General features: G+C 60.7%; 29 protein-coding genes and 1 tRNA gene. 15 read left to right on the top strand and 15 right to left on the bottom strand.

The features are described from left to right. Positions 1-99: 99 nt before the first annotated feature. From ACFSNN_RS20675 to ACFSNN_RS20645, 7 genes are all read right to left on the bottom strand, one after another. Positions 100-333 (bottom strand): helix-turn-helix transcriptional regulator, encoded by a 234-nt coding sequence (locus tag ACFSNN_RS20675; protein ID WP_134455533.1) that lies wholly within the window; start codon positions 331-333, stop codon positions 100-102. A 141-nt stretch (positions 334-474) separates the two neighbouring features. Continuing rightward, positions 475-1317 carry a DUF6387 family protein gene (locus tag ACFSNN_RS20670; RefSeq protein WP_377688863.1) on the bottom strand — a complete coding sequence of 281 codons (843 nt, stop codon included), beginning with the start codon at positions 1315-1317 and terminating at the stop codon, positions 475-477. An 89-nt stretch (positions 1318-1406) separates the two neighbouring features. Further along, on the bottom strand, positions 1407-1802 hold the full coding sequence (locus ACFSNN_RS20665) for a hypothetical protein (protein WP_377747363.1): 396 nt from the start codon (positions 1800-1802) through the stop codon (positions 1407-1409). A gap of 217 nt (positions 1803-2019) precedes the next feature. Beyond that, on the bottom strand, positions 2020-2502 hold the full coding sequence (locus tag ACFSNN_RS20660; protein ID WP_134455530.1) for a hypothetical protein: 483 nt from the start codon (positions 2500-2502) through the stop codon (positions 2020-2022). Further along, positions 2495-2812: a hypothetical protein gene (locus ACFSNN_RS20655; RefSeq protein ID WP_134455529.1), complete on the bottom strand. Its 318-nt coding sequence runs from the start codon at positions 2810-2812 to the stop codon at positions 2495-2497. The genes ACFSNN_RS20660 and ACFSNN_RS20655 overlap by 8 nt, the downstream gene beginning before the upstream one ends. Further along, positions 2805-3221 carry a hypothetical protein gene (locus ACFSNN_RS20650; protein ID WP_134455528.1) on the bottom strand — a complete coding sequence of 139 codons (417 nt, stop codon included), beginning with the start codon at positions 3219-3221 and terminating at the stop codon, positions 2805-2807. The genes ACFSNN_RS20655 and ACFSNN_RS20650 overlap by 8 nt, the downstream gene beginning before the upstream one ends. Positions 3222-3524: 303 nt before the next feature. After that, complete coding sequence (locus ACFSNN_RS20645) at positions 3525-4274, bottom strand: hypothetical protein (RefSeq protein ID WP_341868424.1); 750 nt, start codon at positions 4272-4274, stop codon at positions 3525-3527. 41 nt (positions 4275-4315) lie between these two features. Between ACFSNN_RS20645 and ACFSNN_RS20640 the strand changes: the two genes are divergently transcribed. The 6 genes from ACFSNN_RS20640 (at position 4316) to ACFSNN_RS20615 (ending at position 6738) form a co-directional block, all read left to right on the top strand. Further along, positions 4316-4543 carry an excisionase gene (locus ACFSNN_RS20640; protein ID WP_134455527.1) on the top strand — a complete coding sequence of 76 codons (228 nt, stop codon included), beginning with the start codon at positions 4316-4318 and terminating at the stop codon, positions 4541-4543. Between the two features lie 33 nt (positions 4544-4576). After that, positions 4577-4846, top strand: a complete 270-nt coding sequence (locus ACFSNN_RS20635) for a hypothetical protein (protein WP_377688865.1) — start codon at positions 4577-4579, stop codon at positions 4844-4846. A gap of 99 nt (positions 4847-4945) precedes the next feature. After that, positions 4946-5254, top strand: a complete 309-nt coding sequence (locus ACFSNN_RS20630) for a hypothetical protein (RefSeq protein WP_134455525.1) — start codon at positions 4946-4948, stop codon at positions 5252-5254. 161 nt (positions 5255-5415) lie between these two features. Further along, entirely contained in the window at positions 5416-5757 is a 342-nt protein-coding gene (locus ACFSNN_RS20625; RefSeq protein ID WP_134455524.1) for a hypothetical protein, read from the top strand. A 310-nt stretch (positions 5758-6067) separates the two neighbouring features. After that, on the top strand, positions 6068-6310 hold the full coding sequence (locus tag ACFSNN_RS20620; RefSeq protein WP_134455523.1) for a hypothetical protein: 243 nt from the start codon (positions 6068-6070) through the stop codon (positions 6308-6310). Between the two features lie 53 nt (positions 6311-6363). Beyond that, positions 6364-6738, top strand: a complete 375-nt coding sequence (locus ACFSNN_RS20615) for an aspartyl protease family protein (RefSeq protein WP_377779190.1) — start codon at positions 6364-6366, stop codon at positions 6736-6738. Between the two features lie 92 nt (positions 6739-6830). Here ACFSNN_RS20615 and ACFSNN_RS20610 read toward each other — a convergent pair whose 3' ends face one another. Continuing rightward, a complete protein-coding gene (locus ACFSNN_RS20610; RefSeq protein ID WP_208949452.1) occupies positions 6831-7997 on the bottom strand; it encodes an integrase family protein in 1167 nt (388 codons plus the stop codon). A 171-nt stretch (positions 7998-8168) separates the two neighbouring features. Further along, positions 8169-8253: transfer RNA gene (locus ACFSNN_RS20605), tRNA-Leu, on the bottom strand. A gap of 182 nt (positions 8254-8435) precedes the next feature. On the opposite strand from ACFSNN_RS20605, the gene ACFSNN_RS20600 reads away from it, so the two are divergent. From ACFSNN_RS20600 to ACFSNN_RS20575, 6 genes are all read left to right on the top strand, one after another. Next, positions 8436-9506 (top strand): LacI family DNA-binding transcriptional regulator, encoded by a 1071-nt coding sequence (locus ACFSNN_RS20600; protein ID WP_134455521.1) that lies wholly within the window; start codon positions 8436-8438, stop codon positions 9504-9506. Positions 9507-9758: 252 nt separating this feature from the next. Then, on the top strand, positions 9759-10748 hold the full coding sequence (locus ACFSNN_RS20595) for an ABC transporter substrate-binding protein (protein WP_377689172.1): 990 nt from the start codon (positions 9759-9761) through the stop codon (positions 10746-10748). Next, the gene (locus ACFSNN_RS20590) at positions 10745-11569 is read left to right on the top strand and encodes an ABC transporter permease (protein WP_012433636.1); all 825 of its coding nucleotides are present in this window, start codon (positions 10745-10747) and stop codon (positions 11567-11569) included. The genes ACFSNN_RS20595 and ACFSNN_RS20590 overlap by 4 nt, the downstream gene beginning before the upstream one ends. A 47-nt stretch (positions 11570-11616) precedes the next feature. Then, positions 11617-12519 (top strand): ABC transporter permease, encoded by a 903-nt coding sequence (locus tag ACFSNN_RS20585; RefSeq protein ID WP_134455519.1) that lies wholly within the window; start codon positions 11617-11619, stop codon positions 12517-12519. Further along, positions 12516-13562, top strand: coding sequence for an ABC transporter ATP-binding protein (locus ACFSNN_RS20580; protein WP_134455518.1), 1047 nt, complete (start codon positions 12516-12518; stop codon positions 13560-13562). The genes ACFSNN_RS20585 and ACFSNN_RS20580 overlap by 4 nt, the downstream gene beginning before the upstream one ends. A 45-nt stretch (positions 13563-13607) precedes the next feature. Beyond that, on the top strand, positions 13608-14435 hold the full coding sequence (locus ACFSNN_RS20575; protein WP_134455517.1) for a phosphodiesterase: 828 nt from the start codon (positions 13608-13610) through the stop codon (positions 14433-14435). A gap of 10 nt (positions 14436-14445) precedes the next feature. Here ACFSNN_RS20575 and ACFSNN_RS20570 read toward each other — a convergent pair whose 3' ends face one another. Beyond that, positions 14446-14934: a DUF2569 domain-containing protein gene (locus ACFSNN_RS20570; protein WP_134455516.1), complete on the bottom strand. Its 489-nt coding sequence runs from the start codon at positions 14932-14934 to the stop codon at positions 14446-14448. 221 nt (positions 14935-15155) lie between these two features. Here ACFSNN_RS20570 and ACFSNN_RS20565 point away from each other — a divergent pair, with 221 nt between their 5' ends. Continuing rightward, positions 15156-16355 (top strand): MFS transporter, encoded by a 1200-nt coding sequence (locus tag ACFSNN_RS20565; RefSeq protein ID WP_134455515.1) that lies wholly within the window; start codon positions 15156-15158, stop codon positions 16353-16355. 28 nt (positions 16356-16383) lie between these two features. Here the strand turns inward: ACFSNN_RS20565 and ACFSNN_RS20560 are convergent, their stop codons facing one another. From ACFSNN_RS20560 to ACFSNN_RS20540, 5 genes are all read right to left on the bottom strand, one after another. Beyond that, the gene (locus ACFSNN_RS20560; protein WP_244322709.1) at positions 16384-16833 is read right to left on the bottom strand and encodes a response regulator; all 450 of its coding nucleotides are present in this window, start codon (positions 16831-16833) and stop codon (positions 16384-16386) included. Continuing rightward, positions 16833-17465 carry a response regulator gene (locus tag ACFSNN_RS20555; RefSeq protein WP_012433643.1) on the bottom strand — a complete coding sequence of 211 codons (633 nt, stop codon included), beginning with the start codon at positions 17463-17465 and terminating at the stop codon, positions 16833-16835. Before ACFSNN_RS20555 ends, ACFSNN_RS20560 begins: the two co-directional genes overlap by 1 nt. A 288-nt stretch (positions 17466-17753) precedes the next feature. Continuing rightward, entirely contained in the window at positions 17754-18326 is a 573-nt protein-coding gene (locus tag ACFSNN_RS20550; protein ID WP_134455514.1) for a ferritin-like domain-containing protein, read from the bottom strand. Positions 18327-18427: 101 nt separating this feature from the next. Continuing rightward, positions 18428-18589: a DUF1328 domain-containing protein gene (locus ACFSNN_RS20545; RefSeq protein ID WP_006052455.1), complete on the bottom strand. Its 162-nt coding sequence runs from the start codon at positions 18587-18589 to the stop codon at positions 18428-18430. Between the two features lie 107 nt (positions 18590-18696). Then, positions 18697-18873 carry a DUF1328 domain-containing protein gene (locus ACFSNN_RS20540; RefSeq protein WP_012433645.1) on the bottom strand — a complete coding sequence of 59 codons (177 nt, stop codon included), beginning with the start codon at positions 18871-18873 and terminating at the stop codon, positions 18697-18699. Positions 18874-19116: 243 nt separating this feature from the next. Between ACFSNN_RS20540 and ACFSNN_RS20535 the strand changes: the two genes are divergently transcribed. Further along, positions 19117-20601, top strand: coding sequence for a sensor histidine kinase (locus ACFSNN_RS20535; protein ID WP_134455513.1), 1485 nt, complete (start codon positions 19117-19119; stop codon positions 20599-20601). Between the two features lie 233 nt (positions 20602-20834). Then, positions 20835-20969: an entericidin A/B family lipoprotein gene (locus ACFSNN_RS20530; protein ID WP_012433647.1), complete on the top strand. Its 135-nt coding sequence runs from the start codon at positions 20835-20837 to the stop codon at positions 20967-20969. Positions 20970-21136: the final 167 nt, after the last annotated feature.

Raw genomic sequence — 21136 nt, 5'->3', positions numbered from 1 at the left:
CAGACCCAGAAAATAGATCAACGGCGCCACTGCCGAGAACGGCAGAAACCCGCAATTGTACGCAGCCATGATGGCTTGCTTGAGCAGAGTACGCATGCGTTACTCCACCCGATAGCCGAGCGGATCGGCGAGCCAGCGGTGAATTTCTTCGTTTTTCCAGACGGTGCAGCGAGTGCCAAGCTGGATACGTTTGGGCGCTCGCCCTTCGAGACTGAGCTTGCGCCAGCTCTCGCGGCCCAAAGGGAGAAACGGCTTCAGTTGGTGCCAGCGAGAGAAGCCGTTGAGAGGGAGAGATTTCGGACGGCTATTGTCGTCCGGGTTTTTGCCATCCATACTGTTCACTCCGTGGTGAATGTTGGTATGGATGGATGTTATGGGTCTAAATGACCAGATTAAAGGGACGCAATTTAGCTGCTTTTAGTACCGGAATAATATTCATGTGAGATTCTATCCGGTACTGAAAAACATAGATTTCTATTCCGGATTAGTCATCGCTTGAGAAGCCATGGCCTCCAGATATGGCGTACTAATCGCTATAGAGGCCTCAGGAGCCACCGTCTTACGGATTCGTTCCGCTAGATTGACGTTGTACTCGTCAGGGAACAAAGCGACACCCATCACCTGATTGGTGATCATATGCCCTTTGACCTTAGCCCACAAAGTGAGGTCCAGATACGCCAGAATCCGATTCTGCGCCCATCGTCCAAAGTCAGACTTGTCAAGTCGCCTCACGATATCATGGACACCGAGAGCCGATCGCGTCACCTTAAGCCAAGCTCGGAAGTCATCCACAAGTTTATCCTCCGAAGCATATAGATCGACGTTCACGGCAACTTCGCCGGACAGATTTACACCAAGATCCGTCAGCATCTTCCAAGCCGGCACATCCAATACCTCGTAGGCGCTCTTGGCAGCGTCATCGCCTTTAAAGTCCCCGTACACTTCTTCGCGCATCACCGCGACTGCTTCGCGATAAACGCTGCCAACTTCGCCATATACGTTCAAAGCCCAGTCGCCACAAGACAACTCGAACGCTGTCTGATCTCTAACCTGCGAACGAAAAACATTTTTTATGTAGCCATCACCTTCTTCAATTTTTCGGACTGGGGCAATCGGATTTTCAAGCCAGAAGTCGACGGTATGGTTAAGCTCCGTCCAGTAGTGTTCGCGATGGTTCTCAAACATCGATCTAGTGAGCGCACGCCTCATAAGGTTGTTGTACCACTCCGAAACGCCGAACTGTGCGCAGGTATCGTACTTGGATATATCAAACGAACGTGGCAGATCTGCCCGTTGGAACTTTACGTTACTTACCATTTGCGCCCTCACGCACCCTTATAAGGAACCGCGCCAACAGGGTAAGGGAGCCCTGCTTTCGGTAGCGAACCTAGGCGCGGTTGTAATCTTCAATAACCGTCCGCAGACGGTGTTGACGCATCAATTTCAGTGTCGACGGACAACGCCTCAAACTTTCGAACCTGAGCCGTATGCTGGGCGGGCACGATCCGCTTGAGATGCGGGAACACATCATCAAGGACCCAGACCCGGTCCAGATCGTCGATCGACTTCCACAACTGTTCGGGCTCGACGCCCCGGTCTGCATCGATCTGGAATCCGATGATGACGCGCCCGTCGCCGGGTGTGACACCGTACGCTCGAGCTTCCATCGTGCGCTTGTTGTTCCATTCATCGTGATACATCACGAGCCGACTGCCGAATACTGCCGCCTTGAGTTCCGTATCGCGATCAGCGGTATTCGACGATCCGCGTCGGATTACAAATGCGCGATGAATATGGTCCACCTTCATGCTCCTGTAAAAGATCGACAGAGCCACAATCATTGGCCCTGTCGATAACAGAGTCAGAATAAACGACTCAGAATATCCTACATATCGTCGGTTTTGGCCCGCGCGGCTTCTGGACAGCATGACTATCTGTCATGTAGATCATCCCCCAACGGGGGTGAACATTTTTAGCTCACCGGATTTGGCGAGCTAAAATTCCCTCGCACTGAGAAGATTAGTTCGCGCCGTTCTCGGCCTCGCTCACGATATCCATCAGCCTCTCGGCGAGATCCATCATGTCGACCTGAAGGTGCATCAGCGTGCACTTCACCGGCAGCTCACCTCGCCCGTCATCCGGGAGCGCCGCGACCATGAACGCCACCAGTCCTTGAAGTTTGAAAGCAATCGCGGTTTGGTCGGTCAGGAGCTTGTCTATCCGCTCGATGATCGCCCTGGACTTTTCGGCTGAATGCGCTGCAGCCACTGCCTCATCGACGCCGCCGTTAAACTCGTTCTCGATTTCCTGGAGCAAGCCGTCAAACTCTTCATCGGACTGGCAGATAGCATTGGGAATGTTCCGGGCGGTCCAGCTTTTTAGCAACTCTGGATAGACTGCCGCGACGGCATCGATATCGCCGAGGATCGTGCGGCCACCAGCGCGAGCCAACGCAAGCGCCTGGTCCTTCGGCAAGGATGCGAGGTTGACGGACTTACTCATGGCAGGCCTCCCGTTTCATCCTTTCAATTTCGGCCTCGTTGAAGGTCTCGCTCTCGATGTTTTCGTAGATAAAGTCAGCCAGGCACTCGATTGCACCCGCGAGATTCTGCTTGTCGAGCTCATCGATGCTGGCGCTGACCATTTCATCGGTGCCGTCGCCGATTGAATTGTGCAGGATGCGCGCAATCGATTTGATACCGCGCGACGCACGGCTCAGGTCCGCCATGGCGGAAGTGCGGATGCGGGTGAATTCCGGAGCATCAGCGGCAGGCATCCAGCGATCGGCCGAAAGGTGCGGAAGCTCAGACATGGCGCTCTCCCTGTTCACTCAGCTTGAAAGCTGCGTCCGCACCGATCTGGGCGAGCTCGCCGATCACCCGGATCTGGTCGGCGATGACGAACAGCAGGCCGCTCACTGCACCCGGGTTCTCGAAATTGCCGGCGCGCATCCGGCCGGGTGTGAAGTCCGCGTTGATCAGGCAACCGATATTCGAAACGGCGTCGCCAAGCCCGTGAGCCATGTGACTCGCGCACTCGGTCGCTGAACAGAGGAACCTGAGTTCGTCGGCGTCAAGGTCTTGAACGCGTTCAGAAAGGAAACTTAGCATCCGGGCCGGTGTGACCTCGCCGTACGAACGCCTGTCATCACTTGTGTTGGGAGATTCACCGACTGACGCCGGCGCGTTTTGCTCAGGACGAGCGGATGCTTTGGTGGACATATGGACTCCTTCGTTTAGGAGCCTACCCCCACCGTCGCCAAACGGAATGGTGGGTAGGCATACGGCGGGGTTGGCGAACCGGAACGAAGGAACCGGCAGACCCGAAGGTCTCCCCACCGCAGCCCACCCATAAAATGGGTGCACGCGATGATACTACGGACGAAAAAATACCGCCAAATGGCGGCGGTTTTATGTCCGCCTTCGTCTCAGGTCGCCAAACCCGGTCACTGCTGTTTCAGTGACGTTTAAAGATTAGGGCTGCGTCACGAAAACGTCAAGAGGAATTTTGCAAACTCGCTGACTCTACGCGATGCCTTCGACCCATCTCACAAACCCTTGTATCGAGATCAGTACTCCGCCATCCGGTGTGCGGAAGAACTCCTTGCCCTCAACCCATTTGCCCTCTTCGATTTTTCGCCGAATTGCTTTGGGAGTGAGACCCGTCATCGTCGAAGCAAGTGAGACGGTGACATACTCGGCGCTCGTCACCTGGTTGGCTTTCGCAAAAGATGGTTGGCGCGGAGGAAGTTCAGGCATCTCCACGCGTAAGCTGGCAGGACACAGGTCGAACACCCACCGTTCGGCCCTAGCTCGCCACTCGGCATATCCTTCAATAGCCTTGCCGCCCGCTGCGAGGCGTCGATCAAGTTCCGCAAGATAGCGCCGCATGGATTCGGCGTGGCTCCAACTCTCGGCCTCGCAGACGAACTCATCGTAATCGATGTACTCATCATAGATGCGACGGCGATCCTCGCGTTTCTTCTTCTCGACAGACGCCCTCCGCGCTCTCTTTTTCGGCTCGTGCTGCAAAAGCTCGTGCCGACTGATAGCGCCCCGCGGAGATCGTGACGATAACGGAGGAGCATTCGGCACTACCAGCCCCCTTTTCAAATGCGACCAGTACGCCTGTGGCGGTAACGGTATCCCGAGCTCCTGGCAAGCCCATTTGATTGTCGGACGTGTTACCCCATACTTCTTCCCTACTTCGATCATTGGCATACGCCAGACTTCGTCATACAAGGCTTCTCGATCAATCTCTTCGCGACCGGGCATGGTAGCCTCCTTCTACGGTTACCTTACTGACGAGTTTTAGTATGCGAGCCAGAAAAACGCTAACAGTTGAGACTCCGAAACTGATTCCTCTTGAGGCATGGGCGAAGATTGTCTTCGGCGACTACGCACCGCACAGGAACACGCTTTACAACTGGCGCCGCGGAGGATGGATCGTGCCGGCACCCATACGAATTGGGAATCGGTATTTTGTCGAGCCGAACGCGGTGTATGCAGACGAGCACGGAGATATGGCGCGCCGCTTGGGATAAACTTTAGCCCCCAAAACAAAAATAGGCAGATGTATGCGGCGCGATAAAGACTTGGCAGAAGAAATCTTGAAGACGCTTGTGCTGGATGACAGTTGGACGATGGACCTCAGATCGTTGGTCGCACGATTTGATGGGAAATCCACCGAGGGCGAGGTCCGATACCACGCCCACCTGCTTGAGGATATTGGTCTCGTCGAGATCCGCCAGAACGGCTATATCCGAGTCACGTCTTCCGGACAGGATCGTGCGGAAAACAGGGACACGAAGGATCCCATGGCGACGTGGGCTAGCCTCGCCGGTTGAGGTAAAATCCGGCATTAAAGATGAACTATGTCACCGGCGAAAGCCGGCTTGAGTCTGTCGCATCAATTAGTGCGGCAGCGGCCCGGAGAGATCTGGGCGATGTATCTCAAAAGCGAACGCATTTCACCTTCCCAGCCCGCCGCGAGCGGGCTTTCGCACATTCAGCTATCGAAACTGAGGTGCGAAATGGCAGGTACAGCGCGGCGCCGGGCGGACCGGGCGCGAATCAAGAAAAATCGTGGCTACTATTGGTGGGGGCGTCGCCTCAATTCTGAGGAACTCGGCAAGGTCGTCGATACACCCACGCCATGCAGTTGCTGGATGTGCGGCAATCCGCGGCGTTATTTAAAAAAGGACAAGCTCACGGTCTGGGAGCAACGGTGGTTTCAGCAGGTCGATGATGACTGATCAACTGAGGCTTCTGTGCGGCGTGGAAATCAAGTCGCGCGTAATGATCAAGCCCAAGGCCAGAGTTGACATGTCCACGTCGGATGACACGAGGAGTTAAGGTGCGCCGATCGCGGGGTTATTGATGAGTATTACGACATGCTTGAGCGGATTGCCAAACGTTGACCTCCCATAATCCCGACGACGCCCGCGCCGACCTACTCTGCTACCTCGTCGTGGCGCAGCTCGTCGCGAAGGCGCGCACTGGCGAATGGTTGCGCACCGACCACCTAGTTGAATCAGGACGCATCTGGTGCAACGCGAACGGCGCGCGTTTCGATTGGCATGAGCGCGCGAGACTCGGGCAGATAGCGGCTGATCTGGCGCCGCAGGTGATGGAGACGTTCGGGCTCACGCGGGAGCAATCGTTGCTGCCGCTCTTTGTTGACGGCTGGATGCTCGACTATGAGTCGCCAGTGGTTTGCGGCATTCATGCGGTGTGCGCGGACCGCCTGGTGCGCTGACTAGCTCCATCGCGGACGCATCGGCGTGCGGTTGAATTTACGTCGACATGAGAAGGGCAACGCATCCAATCGGCATACGACAATTGAAAACTATTTTTTGTTTTATATCATCCACTTAGGGTATACATGCGCACAGACCTCTTGGTCCTTGGTACCTTATCTGTAACATGCTTCGCCTTAGAATCGGGTGCAAGCGCTGCAATTTGAGGCTAAAGTTCGTCTCTTTTCGTACGTTAATTCAGTAGATAGCGATGCTAGCATCATACTGTTGGCCGGCCGCGCCGGTGACAGCACACTCAGGAGTTACATCATGGCTGCTCTAGACAAGGAACTTGCGACATATCATCGCGAACTTGCAAATCTCCTTGGCGATGAAGGCAAATTTGTTCTAATAAAAGGCGACGCGGTAGTAGAAAAATTCGATTCTTATGAAGATGCCTTAAAGATCGGCTATCAAACCTTCAAGCTTGAGCCGTTTCTTGTGAAGCAGATCTCTCGAATCGAGCCGGTTGCAAACTTTACGCGTCGATACCTAGTCCCGTGCCAAGTATAAATTTACAAATCGGGCCTCTCGGCCCCCTCGTTCATGTCGTTATTGCAGTGAGTGTGCCGCGCCAGTTGGCGCTCCAAGCCGCCGGCCAGCCAGCGCCGCCGACGACGAATGGCGTGTTCCTGATTGACACGGGAGCTAGCAATACGAACGTCGATCCAACGCTGTTGGCACCGCTGCAGTTGCAACCGACAGGCAGTATTCAGGTCCATACCCCATCGACAAACGGCGCTCCGGTAGTCTGTAACCAATATGACGTCGAACTTGCGATCGGATCACCCAACGGACCGCCGTTCACCATTGCGGCGCTGCCCGTTACGGAAGCCAGTCTGATTACGCAGGGAATTGCGGGATTACTCGGGCGAGATGTACTGTCTCGCTGCACTCTGATTTACAACGGCGTGCTTCAGATGTACACGCTCTGTTATTGAGCTAGCTTTCGGAGATCGAGGTTCGAAGGCAGGAATCGCACCGCATTTCCTCGAGGACGGATTCTGGCAACAGACCGTTCCGCCCATTCCCGTCAGAGACGCGCCGCAATCTGCTCTGACGTCTCGCGGTAGTAGTGCTCCATCAGTATCTTCAGGTTCTTGATCCCGCTGATACGTGACAGCGTGAGCACGTCGACCTTCTTCGAGAGGCGTGTAAGCGCTTCCCCGCGGCTGTCATGAAACGTCAGGTTTGCAATTCCGAGCGCGATCTTGGCCTTCCGGAACAGGGTGGACAACGAGTCGGCCGACACCGAAAAGCACATCTCCCGATGCTCGACGGCCCGCAACAGGCGCAGCGCCGGCCGCGGTAATGGGATCTGCCTCGGCCGCTTCGTCAGGTATTGCATCTTGTGCCGCACCTCGGCGACGCCGGTGCGCATGTTCAGCGTCCCCTTGCCGAGGCCAAGCAGTTCCTTCGCCCGCATGCCACTGCGCAGCGCCACCAGATAGGCGAGCGCGACCTCCTGACTCTTCGTTACTGGCTCCTGCCCTGTCCGGTAGCCTAGCCAGCGGACGATCGGCCGTATCTCCTTCCACGGGTCTGGGCGCCGCTCCCGCGGAGTACCGTTGGGCGGTGACGCTACATCCGTGAACGGATTCACATCGATCCACTTCCACTCCCTGCGCGCAATCGTGAAGACGTTCCGGTAAAGGTTCATCTCGCGCAGCACCGTGCTGTTTTTGACGGGACGCGCTACTGTTCCGTCCGGGCGGGTAAATCCTTTGAGACGAATGTCGCGCCAGTCAGCCCACATCGGCGTATCGGCGTCCACCAACCGCCGCCCGGCAAATTCCGGGAGATCGCGTACGAACATCTTCAGTCGGTTCTGCTCCCACTTCGAGCCCTCCTTTTTTGCCGATACCTTCCGACCGTATTCCTCGAACGCATCAGCGACAGTACGCTCCTTGATGGCTGCCCGCTGCCGTTGCTCGACTGCCCGCTTCTTCTCCGTCGACGGATCGAGACCAGAGCGCAGCGCGTCCTTTATTTCCTCCCGGGCCTTGCGCGCTGCAAGCAACGATACTGCCGGGTAGACACCCAGTGCGGCCCGTCTTTCCTTGCCGTCGACCCGGTATTTCAGGCGCCAGTATTTGGAGCCGTTCGGCATCACTTCGAGATACATACCGTGGCCATCGGCGAGCTTGTAGGACTTGTCTCGCGGCTTTGCAGATCGCACGGCTAAATCGGTAAGGGGCATGAACGTTTGGGGGCATCTGAGACACCCAGTCAGGAAAATGTGCCCACAAAGATGCCCCCAAAATTACTGGGTGTCAATGGGAAAGCTTGGCGAAGTATGGGAGACGACTTACCGCAAACCCTTGACGCAGCGGGTTTTTTGGTAGATCCTGGGAAACGTTGGGAAGTGGCTTGGTGCCGGGGATCGGACTCGAACCGACAAGCCGTGAGGCGGCGGATTTTAAGTCCGCTATGTTTACCAATTTCATCACCCCGGCGGGGGTCGAAACGCGTGTGGACGCGAATTCTACCATTGCCCGCCGGGCGCACCAAACCGCCCCGCCGACGCTCCGCCCGCCTCCAGTTCCCCAAGTCGTATCCGCCAATACCCACGTCATCCCCAAGTCACAAACCTTCCCGATAATCCGCTCACGAAAACGTTTACACCCGAGCGGAAACCATGATCCCGACGATCAAAGATGTCGCTGCCCACGCCGGCTTCTCCATCGCCACCGTGTCGCGCGCGATCAACGCGCCGCATACCGTCAACCCGGTCACGCTCGACAAGGTGCGTCAGTCCATCGACGCCCTGAACTTCCGCCCCAGCCCGCTCGGCCGGCAATTGCGCGGCGAACGCACGCGCCTGATCGGCGTGATCCTGCCGACGCTCGCCAATCCCGTGTTCGCCGAGTGCCTGCAAGGCATCGACGAACTCGCCTCGGCGCAAGGCTACCGGCTCATGCTGATGACCACGCAGTACGACGCCGACCGCGAACGCCACGCCATCGAAACGCTGCGCGAACACCGCGTCGAAGGCCTGATCCTGACTGTCGCGGATGCCGACACGCACCCGCTGCTCGACGAACTCGACCGCGCGGGACTGCTCTATGTGCTGATGCATAACGACACGGTGCGTCGCCCGTCGGTGTCGGTCGACAATCGTCTGGCCGCCTACGACGGCGTGCGCATGCTGATCGCGCACGGCCATCGCCGCATCCTGATGCTCGCGGGCACGCTGGCCGCTTCCGATCGCGCCCGTCAGCGGCATCTCGGCTATTCGCAGGCGATGCAGCAGGCCGGCCTAACGCCTGCACCGGCGCTCGAAGTCGATTTCAACGCCGAAGAACTGTCGCCCTCGGTGCTCGCTCATCTGACGAGCGGCCCGAACCGCCCGAGCGCCCTCTTCTGCAGTAACGATCTGCTGGCGATGGTGGTCATGCGCGGCCTGCGCCGCGCGCGTCTGCAGATTCCCCACGACATGTCGATTCTCGGCTTCGACGGCCTTGCAATGGGAGAACTGCTGTCGCCCGCGCTTGCCAGCATCTGCGCACCGAATCGCGCGATCGGCTGCGCGGCCTGGCAGCGTTTGCTGGCACGTGTCACGGGCACGTACGAAGCGTTGAGCGAAACCTCGCTCACGCTGACCTTGCCGCATAGCTTGCGCCAAGGCGCCACCATCGCGGCGATTTCGAGCCGCGACGACGCAACGCCTACGCGTACGTCAATGCCCGCCGAGCGACCATTCGCCTGAAGCGCCGCGCAAGCGCGCGTCGACCAAATAAGCGCGACATGCACCGACACATGCCGACATGAAAACGTTTACCCCGCTGCCCCGCAAGACGACTTTGAGTCACCCACCCCAAAACCCGAACCACCCGCTCGCTTCTTCTCCTGGAGACCCGCAGTGATCCGCTCTTCCAAACATTTCGCTTCGCCCATCAAACCGCTCCGGCCGCTCTGGCATCGCCTCGCGCGCTCCACGGCTGCCGCGCTGTCGGCCGGCATGATGGTCGCCGCCGTGCTCGCCGCGATCGCACCGCAAGCCGCGCACGCCGATGAATCTGCGATCTGCTACAACTGCCCGCCCGAATGGGCCGACTGGGCGAGCCAGATCAAGGCGATCCAGCAAAAGACCGGCATTCGCGTGCCGTTCGACAACAAGAACTCCGGCCAGTCGATCGCACAACTGATGGCCGAGCAGAAAAGCCCGGTCGCCGACGTCGTCTATCTCGGCGTCTCGTCCGCTTTCCAGGCGAAGGACAAGGGCGTGATCCAGCCGTACAAGCCCGCGCATTGGGACGACATTCCCGCCAACCTGAAAGACCCGCAAGGCTACTGGTTCTCGATTCACTCGGGCACGCTGGGCTTTTTCGTCAACAAGGACGCACTCGAAGGCAAGCCGGTGCCGCGCTCGTGGGCCGACCTGCTCAAGCCTGAGTACAAAGGCATGATCGGCTACCTGGATCCGTCGAGCGCGTTCGTCGGCTATGCGGGCGCGGTCGCGGTGAACCAGGCGCTCGGCGGCACGCTCGATAACTTCGAGCCGGGCCTCGACTGGTTTCGCAAGCTGAAGGCCAACGCGCCGATCGTGCCGAAGCAGACCGCCTATGCGCGCGTGATGTCCGGTGAAATTCCCATCTTGCTCGACTACGATTTCGACGCCTATCGCGCGAAATACAAGGATCACGCGAACGTCGAATTCGTGATTCCGAAGGAAGGCACGATTTCCGTGCCGTACGTGATGAGCCTCGTGAAGGGCGCGCCGCATGAAGCGAACGGCAAGAAGGTACTCGACTTCGTGCTCTCCGACGAAGGCCAGAAGCTGTGGGCGGAAGCCTACCTGCGTCCGGTGCGCGCGAATGCAATGAGCCCGGAAACCGCCGCCAAATTCCTGCCGGCCAGCGACTATGCGCGCGCCAAACCGGTGGACTTCGGCAAGATGGCCGAGAAGCAGTCGAGCTTCGGCGAGCGCTACTTGCAGGTGATGCATTGAACGACATCACGTTCCCGCTGCGCTGGCGCATCGCGTTGATCGCGCCGGCGCTGGCGGTGTTCATCGCTTTCTGGCTGCTGCCGATGGGCGCGCTCGCGCAGTTGAGCGGCGACGGCCACGCGTTCGCCACCTATCGCGCGATGCTGACGAATCCGCGCTACATGTCGAGCCTCGGCGCGACCGTGCTGCTGTCGGCGGCGGTCACGGCGGCGACGCTGGTGCTTTCGGTGATCGCGGGTCTGCTGCTGGCGCGGCGCGAGTTTCCTTTGAAACGCACGCTGCTCGCGTTGCTCACGTTTCCGCTGGCGTTTCCCGGCGTGGTGGTCGGCTTCATGGTCATCATGCTGGCGGGACGCCAGGGGCTGATCGGCGCGCTCTCGCTGAAACTCACGGGCGACCGCTGGGTGTTCGCCTATTCGATGAGCGGGCTCTTTCTCGGCTACCTGTACTTCTCGATTCCGCGCGTGATCGTCACCGTAATGGCCTCGGCGACCAAGCTCGATGCATCGCTCGAAGAAGCCGCACGTTCGCTCGGCGCGTCGCCGTGGCGCATCACGCGCGACATCGTATTGCCCGCGCTTTCGCCTGGGCTGATCGCGGCGGGCGCGGTGTGCTTCGCCACCGCGATGGGCGCGTTCGGCACGGCGTTCACGCTCGCCACCGACATCGACGTGCTGCCGATGACCATCTACACCGAGTTCACCCTCAACGCGAACATGGTGACGGCCGCGGGCCTCTCGATCGTGCTCGGCATCGTGACGTGGGCCGTGCTGGCGTTGGCGCGCAGCGTAAGCGGCTCGGCCGTGGCGGCAAGCGCATGAACGGCGTTTCAAAACCTGCGGCTTCCAAAGCGGAGGACAGGACTTCAATGAACTCCATCACAACCTCTCTACAAGCGTCAACGAAGCCTCGCTCCCGGCTTCGCTGGCCAGACGCAAGAACGTGGCTCGCAACCGGCCAATGGCTCGTCACGCTGCTGCTGTGCGCGTTTCTGATCGTGCCGGTCGTCATGTCGATCATGGCGGGCCTGACGGTCAACTACTTCAAGGGCGTGTCGAGCGGACTCACGCTGCGCTGGCTGGGCGAAGTGTGGACGCAGTATCACAGCTCGGTGTTTCTCTCGCTCGAAGTGGCGGCGGCGACCTTGCTCATCACGCTCCTGACCGGTGTGCCCGCAGGTTATGTGCTCGCACGCAGCAAGACGCGGCTCTCGCGAATCATCGAAGAGTTTCTGGTACTGCCGATCGCGCTGCCCGGTCTCGCGTCCGCGCTCGCGCTGCTGGTGGTGTACGGCGGCTTCACGATGTTCCGCATGAGCGTGGCGTTCATCGTCGTCGGGCATGTAGTGTTCACGCTGCCCTTCATGGTGCGCGCGGTCGCGGCGGTCTGCGCGAGCAGCGATCTGCGCACGCTCGAGGAAGGCGCGGCGAGTCTCGGCGCGAGCTTCTTTCAGCGCTTCGTGACGATCGTGCTGCCCAACGCGCGCCCCGGCATCGTGGCCGGTGCGCTGGCGGTGCTGACGCTTTCGATCGGCGAATTCAACCTCACGTGGATGCTGCACACGCCCGATACCAAGACGCTGCCGGTGGGTCTCGCGGACACTTACGCGTCGTTGCGCATCGAGATCGGCAGCGCCTACACGATTCTGTTTTTCATCATGACGATGCCTCTGCTCGTCGCCATGCAATGGCTTGGCGTCGATGCGACCGGCCAGCGCAGCGCGGCGAAAAAACGCGTCGCGCGCTCTTCTTCAAAGGCCATCCAGCCATGAAACTCGCCTCCGTTCCCATCACGCTGACGCAATGCGCGAAAACGTTTCGCGGCACACGTGTGCTCGAACCGCTCGACCTGCATATCGATGCCGGCGAAACGCTGGTGTTGCTCGGGCCGTCCGGCTGCGGCAAGACTACGACGCTGCGCATGATCGCGGGTCTGGAAACGCCGGATGCCGGCGGCCGCATCGCGTTCGGCGACGACGACGTCACCGCGCTGCCGATCGAAAAGCGCCAGGTCGGCATGGTGTTCCAAAGCTACGCGCTGTTTCCGAATCTGACGGTGCGCGGCAACATCGGCTACGGGTTGAAGATCAAACGCTTGCCCGCGGAGACGGCGCGGCAACGCGTCGACGAATTGCTCGGCATGATGCGTCTCACCGCGCACGCCGACAAACCGATCGACCAGCTTTCCGGCGGCCAGCGTCAACGGGTGGCGCTCGCTCGCGCCCTCGCCGTGCAGCCGCGCGTGCTGTTGCTCGACGAACCGTTGACCGCCCTCGACGCCCGTCTGCGCGACACCTTGCGCAGCGAGATGAACACGCTGCTGCGCGAACTGGGCATCACGACCGTCTACGTCACGCACGATCAGGCCGAAGCGATGGAACTCGGCGACCGCATCGTGGTGATGAGCGCGGGGCGCATCGAGCAGATCGGCTCGCCGCGCGAGATCTACTACCGGCCCGCCAATCGCACGGTCGCGCAGTTCGTCGGCACGATCAACCGGCTTGCGGGCGAGCGGCGCGACGGCATGTTGAGTACCACGGGCGGCGCCGTGCCGCTGCCCTCGGGCTACGCGCACGCGAACTCGGTGCACGAAATTTTCTTCCGCCCGGAAGACGCTTATCTGGCCGATCCGGCTCACGCGCAATTGCGTGGACATGTCGAAAGCACCGCGTTTCTCGGCGAGCGCACGCGTCTGACGGTCGGCGGCGCCGCGCCGGACGCGTTGCTGATCGATGTAGCCGGCCGCGTGGAATTGGCGCGCGGCACGCCGGTCGGCATTTCCATCGCGCAGGACGCGCTGATTGCGCTATCTTAATGAAGTCGCGCTGGTTCAACATCGCGCTATAACAGGGACATCCCCATGCTGCTGGCTCAAATTAGCGACCTGCATATCAAACGGCCCGGCGCGCTCGCTTATCGCCGCGTCGACACCGGCGCCTATCTCGCACGCTGCGTCGCCGCCCTCAATGCGCTCGAACCGCGTCCCGACGCGGTGATCATGACCGGCGACCTCGTCGATCAAGGCGATCCGGAACAGTACGAACACCTGAAGACACTGCTCGCGCCGCTCGAGATTCCCTACTTCATGCTGGTCGGCAATCACGACGAACGTGCAGCGTTGCGCGCCGCGTTTCCCGATCGCAAGGAATTGCAAAGCGGTGGCGAGTTCGTGCAATACGCCGTCGATGTCGGGCCGTTGCGGATCATCGCGCTCGACTCCATGGTGCCGGGACAAAGCGCCGGCGATCTGTGCGATGCGCGGCTCGCGTGGCTCGCCACGCAACTCGATGCGACGCAGGGCAAACCGACGGTGGTCGCGTTGCATCATCCGCCGTTCGTGTGCGGCATCGGGCATATGGATGAACTGCGGCTCGATCCCGCCGCCGCCGGCAAACTCGCCGCGTTGATCGCGCGTTATCCGAATGTGGAGCGGGTGATCTGCGGGCATGTGCACCGGCCCATGTTCGTGCGCTTTGGCGGCACGATCGCTTCCGCGGTGCCGGCGCCCGCGCATCAAGTCGCGCTCGATCTGCGCGAGGATGCGCCGTCCGCATTCATGATGGAACCGCCCGCGTATGCGCTGCATCACTACGATCCGGCGACCGGCATCGTCACGCATCACGCTTATGTCGAGAAAGCTGATGGCCCGTATCCGTTTTACGAGCCCGAAGGCGATCTGATCGATTGACGCCTGCGGGTCAGGCGTCGAAGAAAGTCTCGCGAACGCGCCGGGAGGAGAGCCTGAAATACGGAATCCCGAGCGCGGCCGCCACGACAGCCTGAATGAAGCCGTCGAATGGAATGTCGATGTCGATGCCGATCGCGTGCGTCATGTAATCGCCGAGCAGATACGCGCCTGTGCGTATGGCGACAATCGCCAGCAGCCAGGCCTGAACGTGCACGGTAAAACGCGGTGACTTGCGCCATGCAAGCAGCGCCAGCCAACCCATGCCCACGACGATGAACACGCCCGTGAGCACGTCGCAGCCCACCATCACGATCACGGTGCGATACCAGCCGTGCGTTTCGGACCGCGCGAACACGGCCAGCACTTCCCATTCGAGCATGAGTTTCAGCGGATCGCGCATCGCGATCGCGGTATAGAGCGCCCACGCCGCAAGGCAAATCAGCGCGATGAGCAGCGAGCCGCCTATGCGTCGAGGTTCGTGTTTCGTAATCGGTGTCATGGGGTCGTTCTGATAATCGTCGGTCGGATAAGGCGCGCCGATTCTACGAACGAACGCCGAACAGCCATCTCATTTTGTTGGCAAGGCGTTGTGAGGCCATTGTGCGAACGTGCCAATGTGTGCTGCCCCGCCTCGTAGCCGTCAGCACGATCCGCCGTGCTCCGGTATGATCGGCACGCTTGAGGACCGCGCATGGGCCGGTCCGTCGAATGCACCCTCTCATGTCCACTTCCAAAGCGTCCACTCCCGCTTCCGCCGACCGGTCGTTGCGCGGCCTACTGTTTCTGCTCGCCACCATCGCCGGTGTCTCGGTTGCGAACATCTATTACAACCAGCCGCTGCTCGACGACTTCCGCCAATCGTTTCCGCACAGCGCGTCGTGGGTCGGCGCGGTGCCGGCCGTCACGCAACTCGGCTACGCGGCCGGCATGCTCCTGCTTGCGCCGCTCGGCGACCGATTTGACCGGCGTCGTCTGATCCTGTTGCAGATCGCCGCCATCTGCGTCGCGCTGGTCGTGGCGGCTGCCGCGCCGACGCTGACCGTGCTGATCGTAGCGAGCCTGGCGATCGGCGTGCTCGCCACCATCGCGCAGCAAGCGGTGCCGTTCGCGGCGGAAATCGCGCCGCCGTCCGAACGCGGCCACGCGGTCGGCACGGTAATGAGCGGTTTGTTGCTGGGGATTCTGCTGGCGCGAACAGCGTCAGGCCTGATCGCCGAATATTTCGGCTGGCGCGCGGTCTTCGGCGCGTCCGTGGTCGCGCTGCTGGTGCTGGCGGCCGTCATCATGGCGCGGCTGCCGAAAAGCCAGCCGACGTCGACGCTAACCTACGGCAAGCTGCTGGTGTCGATGTGGCATCTGATCGTCGAGCATCGCGAGCTGCGCGAAGCATCGCTCACCGGCGCGGGCCTGTTCGCGGCATTCAGTATCTTCTGGTCGGTGCTGGCCTTGTTGCTGGCCGGCGCGCCGTTTCATCTCGGGCCGCAGGCGGCCGGGCTATTCGGTATCGTCGGCGCAGCGGGGGCGATGGCCGCGCCGCTCGCCGGCAAGTTTTCCGATCGACGCGGACCGCGCGCGATCATCACCCTGTCGATCGTGCTGGTGGCGGTTTCGTTCGTCGTGTTCGGCGTATCGGCGAAAAGCATCGCGGGACTCGTGGTCGGCGTGATCATCCTCGATATCGGCGTGCAGGCCGCGCAGATTTCCAATCAGTCGCGCATCTACGCGCTCAAGCCGGACGCGCGAAGCCGCGTGAATACGGTGTACATGGTGGCGTATTTCATCGGCGGAGCACTCGGCTCCGGTGTCGGCGCGGTGGTGTGGCCGGCGTTCGGATGGCTTGGTGTGAGCGTGGCCGGGATCGTGTTCGCGGGGCTGGCGGCGTGGAATCATCTGGCGCTTCCCGCTCGCGCGGAGCGTTAGGCCGCGTTATTTGCACGGCGCGGAGCGCTTACTTGCTGCTTCGCGCGTACGCATATTCGTGCAACGCGTCGATCACGCGATCGAATTCGAACGACTTGTCGTAAAAGTGCCGCACGCCATATTGCTCGCAGCGCTTCCGGTACGCGGGCAACGCGTGATTGGTCAGCACCGCGGCGAACACCCTGTCGATCAATCCTTCACGCTGCAAATAGGCGAGCACCGGCACGCCCGAGCCCTGCTTCAACTGCAGGTCGACGATCACCGCGTCGAAGGACTCGTCGCTCAGGAGCGCAATGGCCTGATCCGCGGAATCCGCGTATGCGGCGACCTTGAGCAGGCCGGACGCGTCGATCGTTTCCACGAGGCTTCTGCGGATCAGCGGCGAATCCTCGATCAGCAGCACACGCAACGGCGCGTGACGGGCTGGGTCGGCAACAGGGTTCGATTCGCTGTTCATCGGAATATCTAGATCGTCCATTATTCGATCAAGCCGTTCTTGATCGCGTAATAAGTCAGATCGGCATTGTTCGCCAACCGCATTTTCTCCAGCACGCGAGCCCGGTAAGTGCTCACGGTCTTCACGGACAGATGCAATTCCTCCGCGATGTCAGTGGGAATCTGCCCCGCCGCGAGCTTGCAGAAAATCTGGAACTCGCGTTCGGAGAGCGCTTCGTGCGGACGCCCTGCCGCCGGTTTGTCGAGGTTGTCGGCGAGCGTGTCGGCGACCGCCTCGGACAGGTAACGATGCCCGCGCGCCACAGCGCGAATCGCCCGCACGATTTCCTCCGGCTCGCAGTCCTTGTTCAGATAACCGTTCGCGCCCGCGCGCAGCAGATTGATTGCGTACTGGCTCTCCGGGTAGCCCGACAGAATCAGCACGCCCTGTTCAGGGCGTACCTGCTTGATCACGCGCAAGGTGTCGATGCCGTTCTTGTCCGGCATCGCGATGTCGAGCAGCACCACGTCGAAGGCCTGTTCGCGCACGAGGCTGATGGTCTGGTCGCCGGTGGCCGCTTCGGCCGCGACGCACATATCCGGCTCGTCGGCGACGAACTGTTTGAAGCCACCTCGGACGATCGCATGGTCGTCAGCTATCAGCACTCGAATCATCGGTTTGGGTGTCCGTGCAATGGAACAATGGAATCGCTCCAAAGCAGACATTGTAATGATCTCCGGCATCGTTTCTGCCGGATTGGGAAAACCGGGCGGCGCATGCCGGGGCGGGAAACCTTGCGGCCCACCCGCGCCCTTCGCGCCGTCCGCCACGCTGCGTGGACCGGCTGAGCGGGCCGCGATGTACAGCGCTGCCGCTCGCCGTCGTGCTACGTTTCTTTAGTGCGCTGTTTGCTTTTGCGTTGTACGGTTTTCGCGCCGCCGCACACGCTTGCGAGCTGTTGATTACTCGCGGCCTTCGAGCAGATCCGCCATGTCGTCGGCATGCTCTTCTTCGACAGCGAGAATTTCTTCGAACATACGACGCGTCGTCACGTCCTTATCGCCCAGATAACGAATGATCTCGCGATACGTATCGATCGCAATGCGCTCGGCGATCAGGTTCTCCTTGATCATGTCCGTGAGGTTCGCGCCTTCCTTGTATTCCGAATGCGAGCGCGTCTTCAGACCGTCCGGCGCGAAATCCGGCTCGCCGCCCAATTGCACGATCCGTTCGGCGATGCTGTCGGCGTGTTGCTGTTCCTCGGCGGCATGCTCGGCGAACTCCGCGGCCACGGCTTCCGAGTTGATGCCCTTGGCCATGAAATGATGCCGCTTATAACGCAGCACGCAGACGATTTCCGTGGCCAGTGCATCGTTACACAGCTTCAGCACCGTCTCGCGATCCGCGCCGTAGGATTGCGTGACCGGACCATCTGACATGTGCTTGCGCGCGTCTTCGCGAATCTTCTTCAGATCCATCACGAACGGATCGCTGGATTGAGTCGGCGCACCCTGAACGGTTGATGACTTCGACATTGAATTTCTCCTTTATCCGGTATTAGGGGGAACTGCGCATCACGCACGAATCGCGCCTGATGCGCCGGCACAAGGAACGATGGCCGCGAACGACCGCCCGTCTATGTTCGGAAGACGCCAAGCAGCAGCGTGACCACGAATACGACGAGGAAAATGTAGAACAGGATCTTGGCAATTTCGGCCGCGCCCGCTGCAATGCCGGTAAAGCCGAACACGGCGGCGATGATCGCAATCACGAAAAAGACGATGGCATAGTGAAGCATGACGACTCTCCTTCTTGTTGTATCTGCGTGGCATGGGCGCACAACACTGATCGACGAACCGTTCTCGCACCTTGAAAAGCGGCTCGCGACTTCCTCATCGAGCAGCGCTAATCGACGATCTTTTTCGTCACCACGAAGCCCAGCACGAGGAACACCACGCACAGAATCACGAACACGACGAACAGGAACTTGGCGATCGCCGCCGCGCCCGCCGCGACACCGGTAAAGCCGAGAAGGCCGGCGATCACCGCGATGACGGCGAAGAACAACGCCCATTTCAGCATGATGGCTTCCTCCCGAAACATTGATTGAACGATTAGGTTCATCCTATCGATCAGCCACGCGCGGCGCATTCCGACGCACGCCGGTTTTCGTGTGAGAATCCGCTTACATTGGATTACGGCAGCGTTACGGCGCGCACGATCGCCTCGCCAGGCCGGCGTGCGGCGACGCAACGCCAGCGCGATGGCATCCCCGTGGCCGGATGCAGCGGACGTTACACTGATGCCCCATCAGAGGAGCCGAATGTGCCAAATGTGCAGAACGTGCCGGACACGGGTGATGCAGATCGCGCCGCGCCGGGAGCCGCCGCCAGGCTGAGCGACTGGATGCGCAGCCGCAGCTGGGCGATCGCCATGACGGTGGCGATCGTCATTACCGTGGGCGGCCTCGTGATACTCGAGACCGCGCGCCAGCGCATTGCCGCCGAATACGAAACCGCGCTCGAAGCGCGCGACGTCACCGTGCAACTGAGCACCCTGGCGAGCCAGCTATCGCGCCTGAGCGCCCAGCAAAGCGACTTTCTTCTGACGAAGCAGGACGCCGCCGCACACGAGTTCTGCGCAACCGCGGCGCGCATCCGCCAGAGCGAACAGCAGTTGAACCGCTTTTATCGCGGCGGCAAAGCGGACAGCGCCGAGCTCGCCAGTTTCACTCAGATTCTTGCGCTGATCGACGCGCGCATCGGCGCGGGCGCGTCCGCGCTGCAACGCGCGGCGCCGCATCCGCTCGATCTGGCCGCTTGCGGCGGCGCGAGCGAGGCCAGTCCTGCCGACGCGTCGCTGGTGGACAGCACGCTCTCGCTGCTGCGCGATAACGAAGAACGCCGCGCGCAACACGCGCTCGCCGCGAGCCGCGGCGATCAGCGCATCTCCACGCTGTGCGCGGCGGGTCTCTCGGCGCTGAACATCGTGCTGTTCATTCTGCTGTTTCGCAATCTCGGCATTCAGATCGATCGTCAGGCACGCGTGCAGCGTCAATTGATCACGCAACAGGAAAGTCTCGACCAGCTCGTCAACGAACGCACCCGGCAGCTCGAGGCGCTCGGCTGGCACTTGCAGGCGGTCAGCGAAAACGAGAAGACCCAGCTCGCGCGCGAATTGCACGACGAACTCGGCGCGATTCTGACGGCGAGCAAAATGGATGTGGCATGGGCCAACCGCAAGCTGAAGGACAGCGAGCCGGACATCGCCGACAAACTCAAACGGGCGCTTGCCAATCTCGACCAGGGCATCGCGCTGAAGCGCCGCATCATCGAAGATATGCGGCCTACGGTGCTGGCCAACTTCGGGCTCGTCACCGCCTTGCGCACGCTCGCCGACGAAGCCGCGCAGCGCAACAACTGGACGCTCGACCTGCACCTGCCCGCCGACGACATCAAGCTCGACGAGCAAACCGAGATCGCGTTGTTTCGCGTCGCGCAGGAGTCGCTGACCAACGCGGCCAAGTACGCGCGCGCCTCGAAGGTATCGATCGCCTTGCAGGTCGGCGACGGCCAGGTGGCGCTGCATATCGCCGATAACGGCGTCGGCATCATGCCGGCCGATCTGAACCGCACGCACACCCACGGCCTGCTGGGCATGCGCCAGCGTGTCGCCGCGCATGGCGGACGCTTCGATATCCGGCGCGGCGTGCCGAACGGCACCGACATCCACGTGGAAATGCCGAGCGTGAGCACCGCGACGCCATCGGTCGACCTGCCGCCCGCGACGCCTTCGCGAACCTCCGTATAACAAGGGCTCGCGCGGCGTTGCGGCAGACGTGTAGGAGTGCGCCGACGCAAACACCGGAGCACGCCTACAAGAAAATCGCAGCGCAGCCGACAGCGCCGCCCCCGCCCTTTTTTTATCATGCAATCAGACCGGATCGACTGGCGTAAGCCCCGGTCGGACGACAGCTAGCTCAGCTGGCGCGTGCCGTAAAGATGGGCACGTCAACCAATGCATTCTCGACAAGGAGAACTTTCATGAATCGACTGATCGCTTTGCTTCTCATTGCAGGGACAGCTGCGCTCGCCGGTTGCAACACAATGGCGGGGGCCGGGCAGGATATTTCGAAGGGTGGCAACGCCATCACGAACTCGGCCGAACAGGCCAAATAAGCAGCGCATAACGAAGCAGACGCCGGCGCTTGATAGCGCCTGGCTTGCGCAGTTCAGGCAGAACCCGCCACGGGAAATCGTGGCGGGTTTTTTTGCGCCCGCTTAATCGTCATCGCGGACTTTTGTCGAAGCCGCTGGCGTTGCGGATGTTAGTCCAGGCTGCAAAC

Source organism: Paraburkholderia dipogonis, assembly GCF_042680985.1.
Classification (GTDB): domain Bacteria; phylum Pseudomonadota; class Gammaproteobacteria; order Burkholderiales; family Burkholderiaceae; genus Paraburkholderia; species Paraburkholderia phytofirmans.
This window is presented reverse-complemented; position numbering and strand designations above follow the sequence as displayed.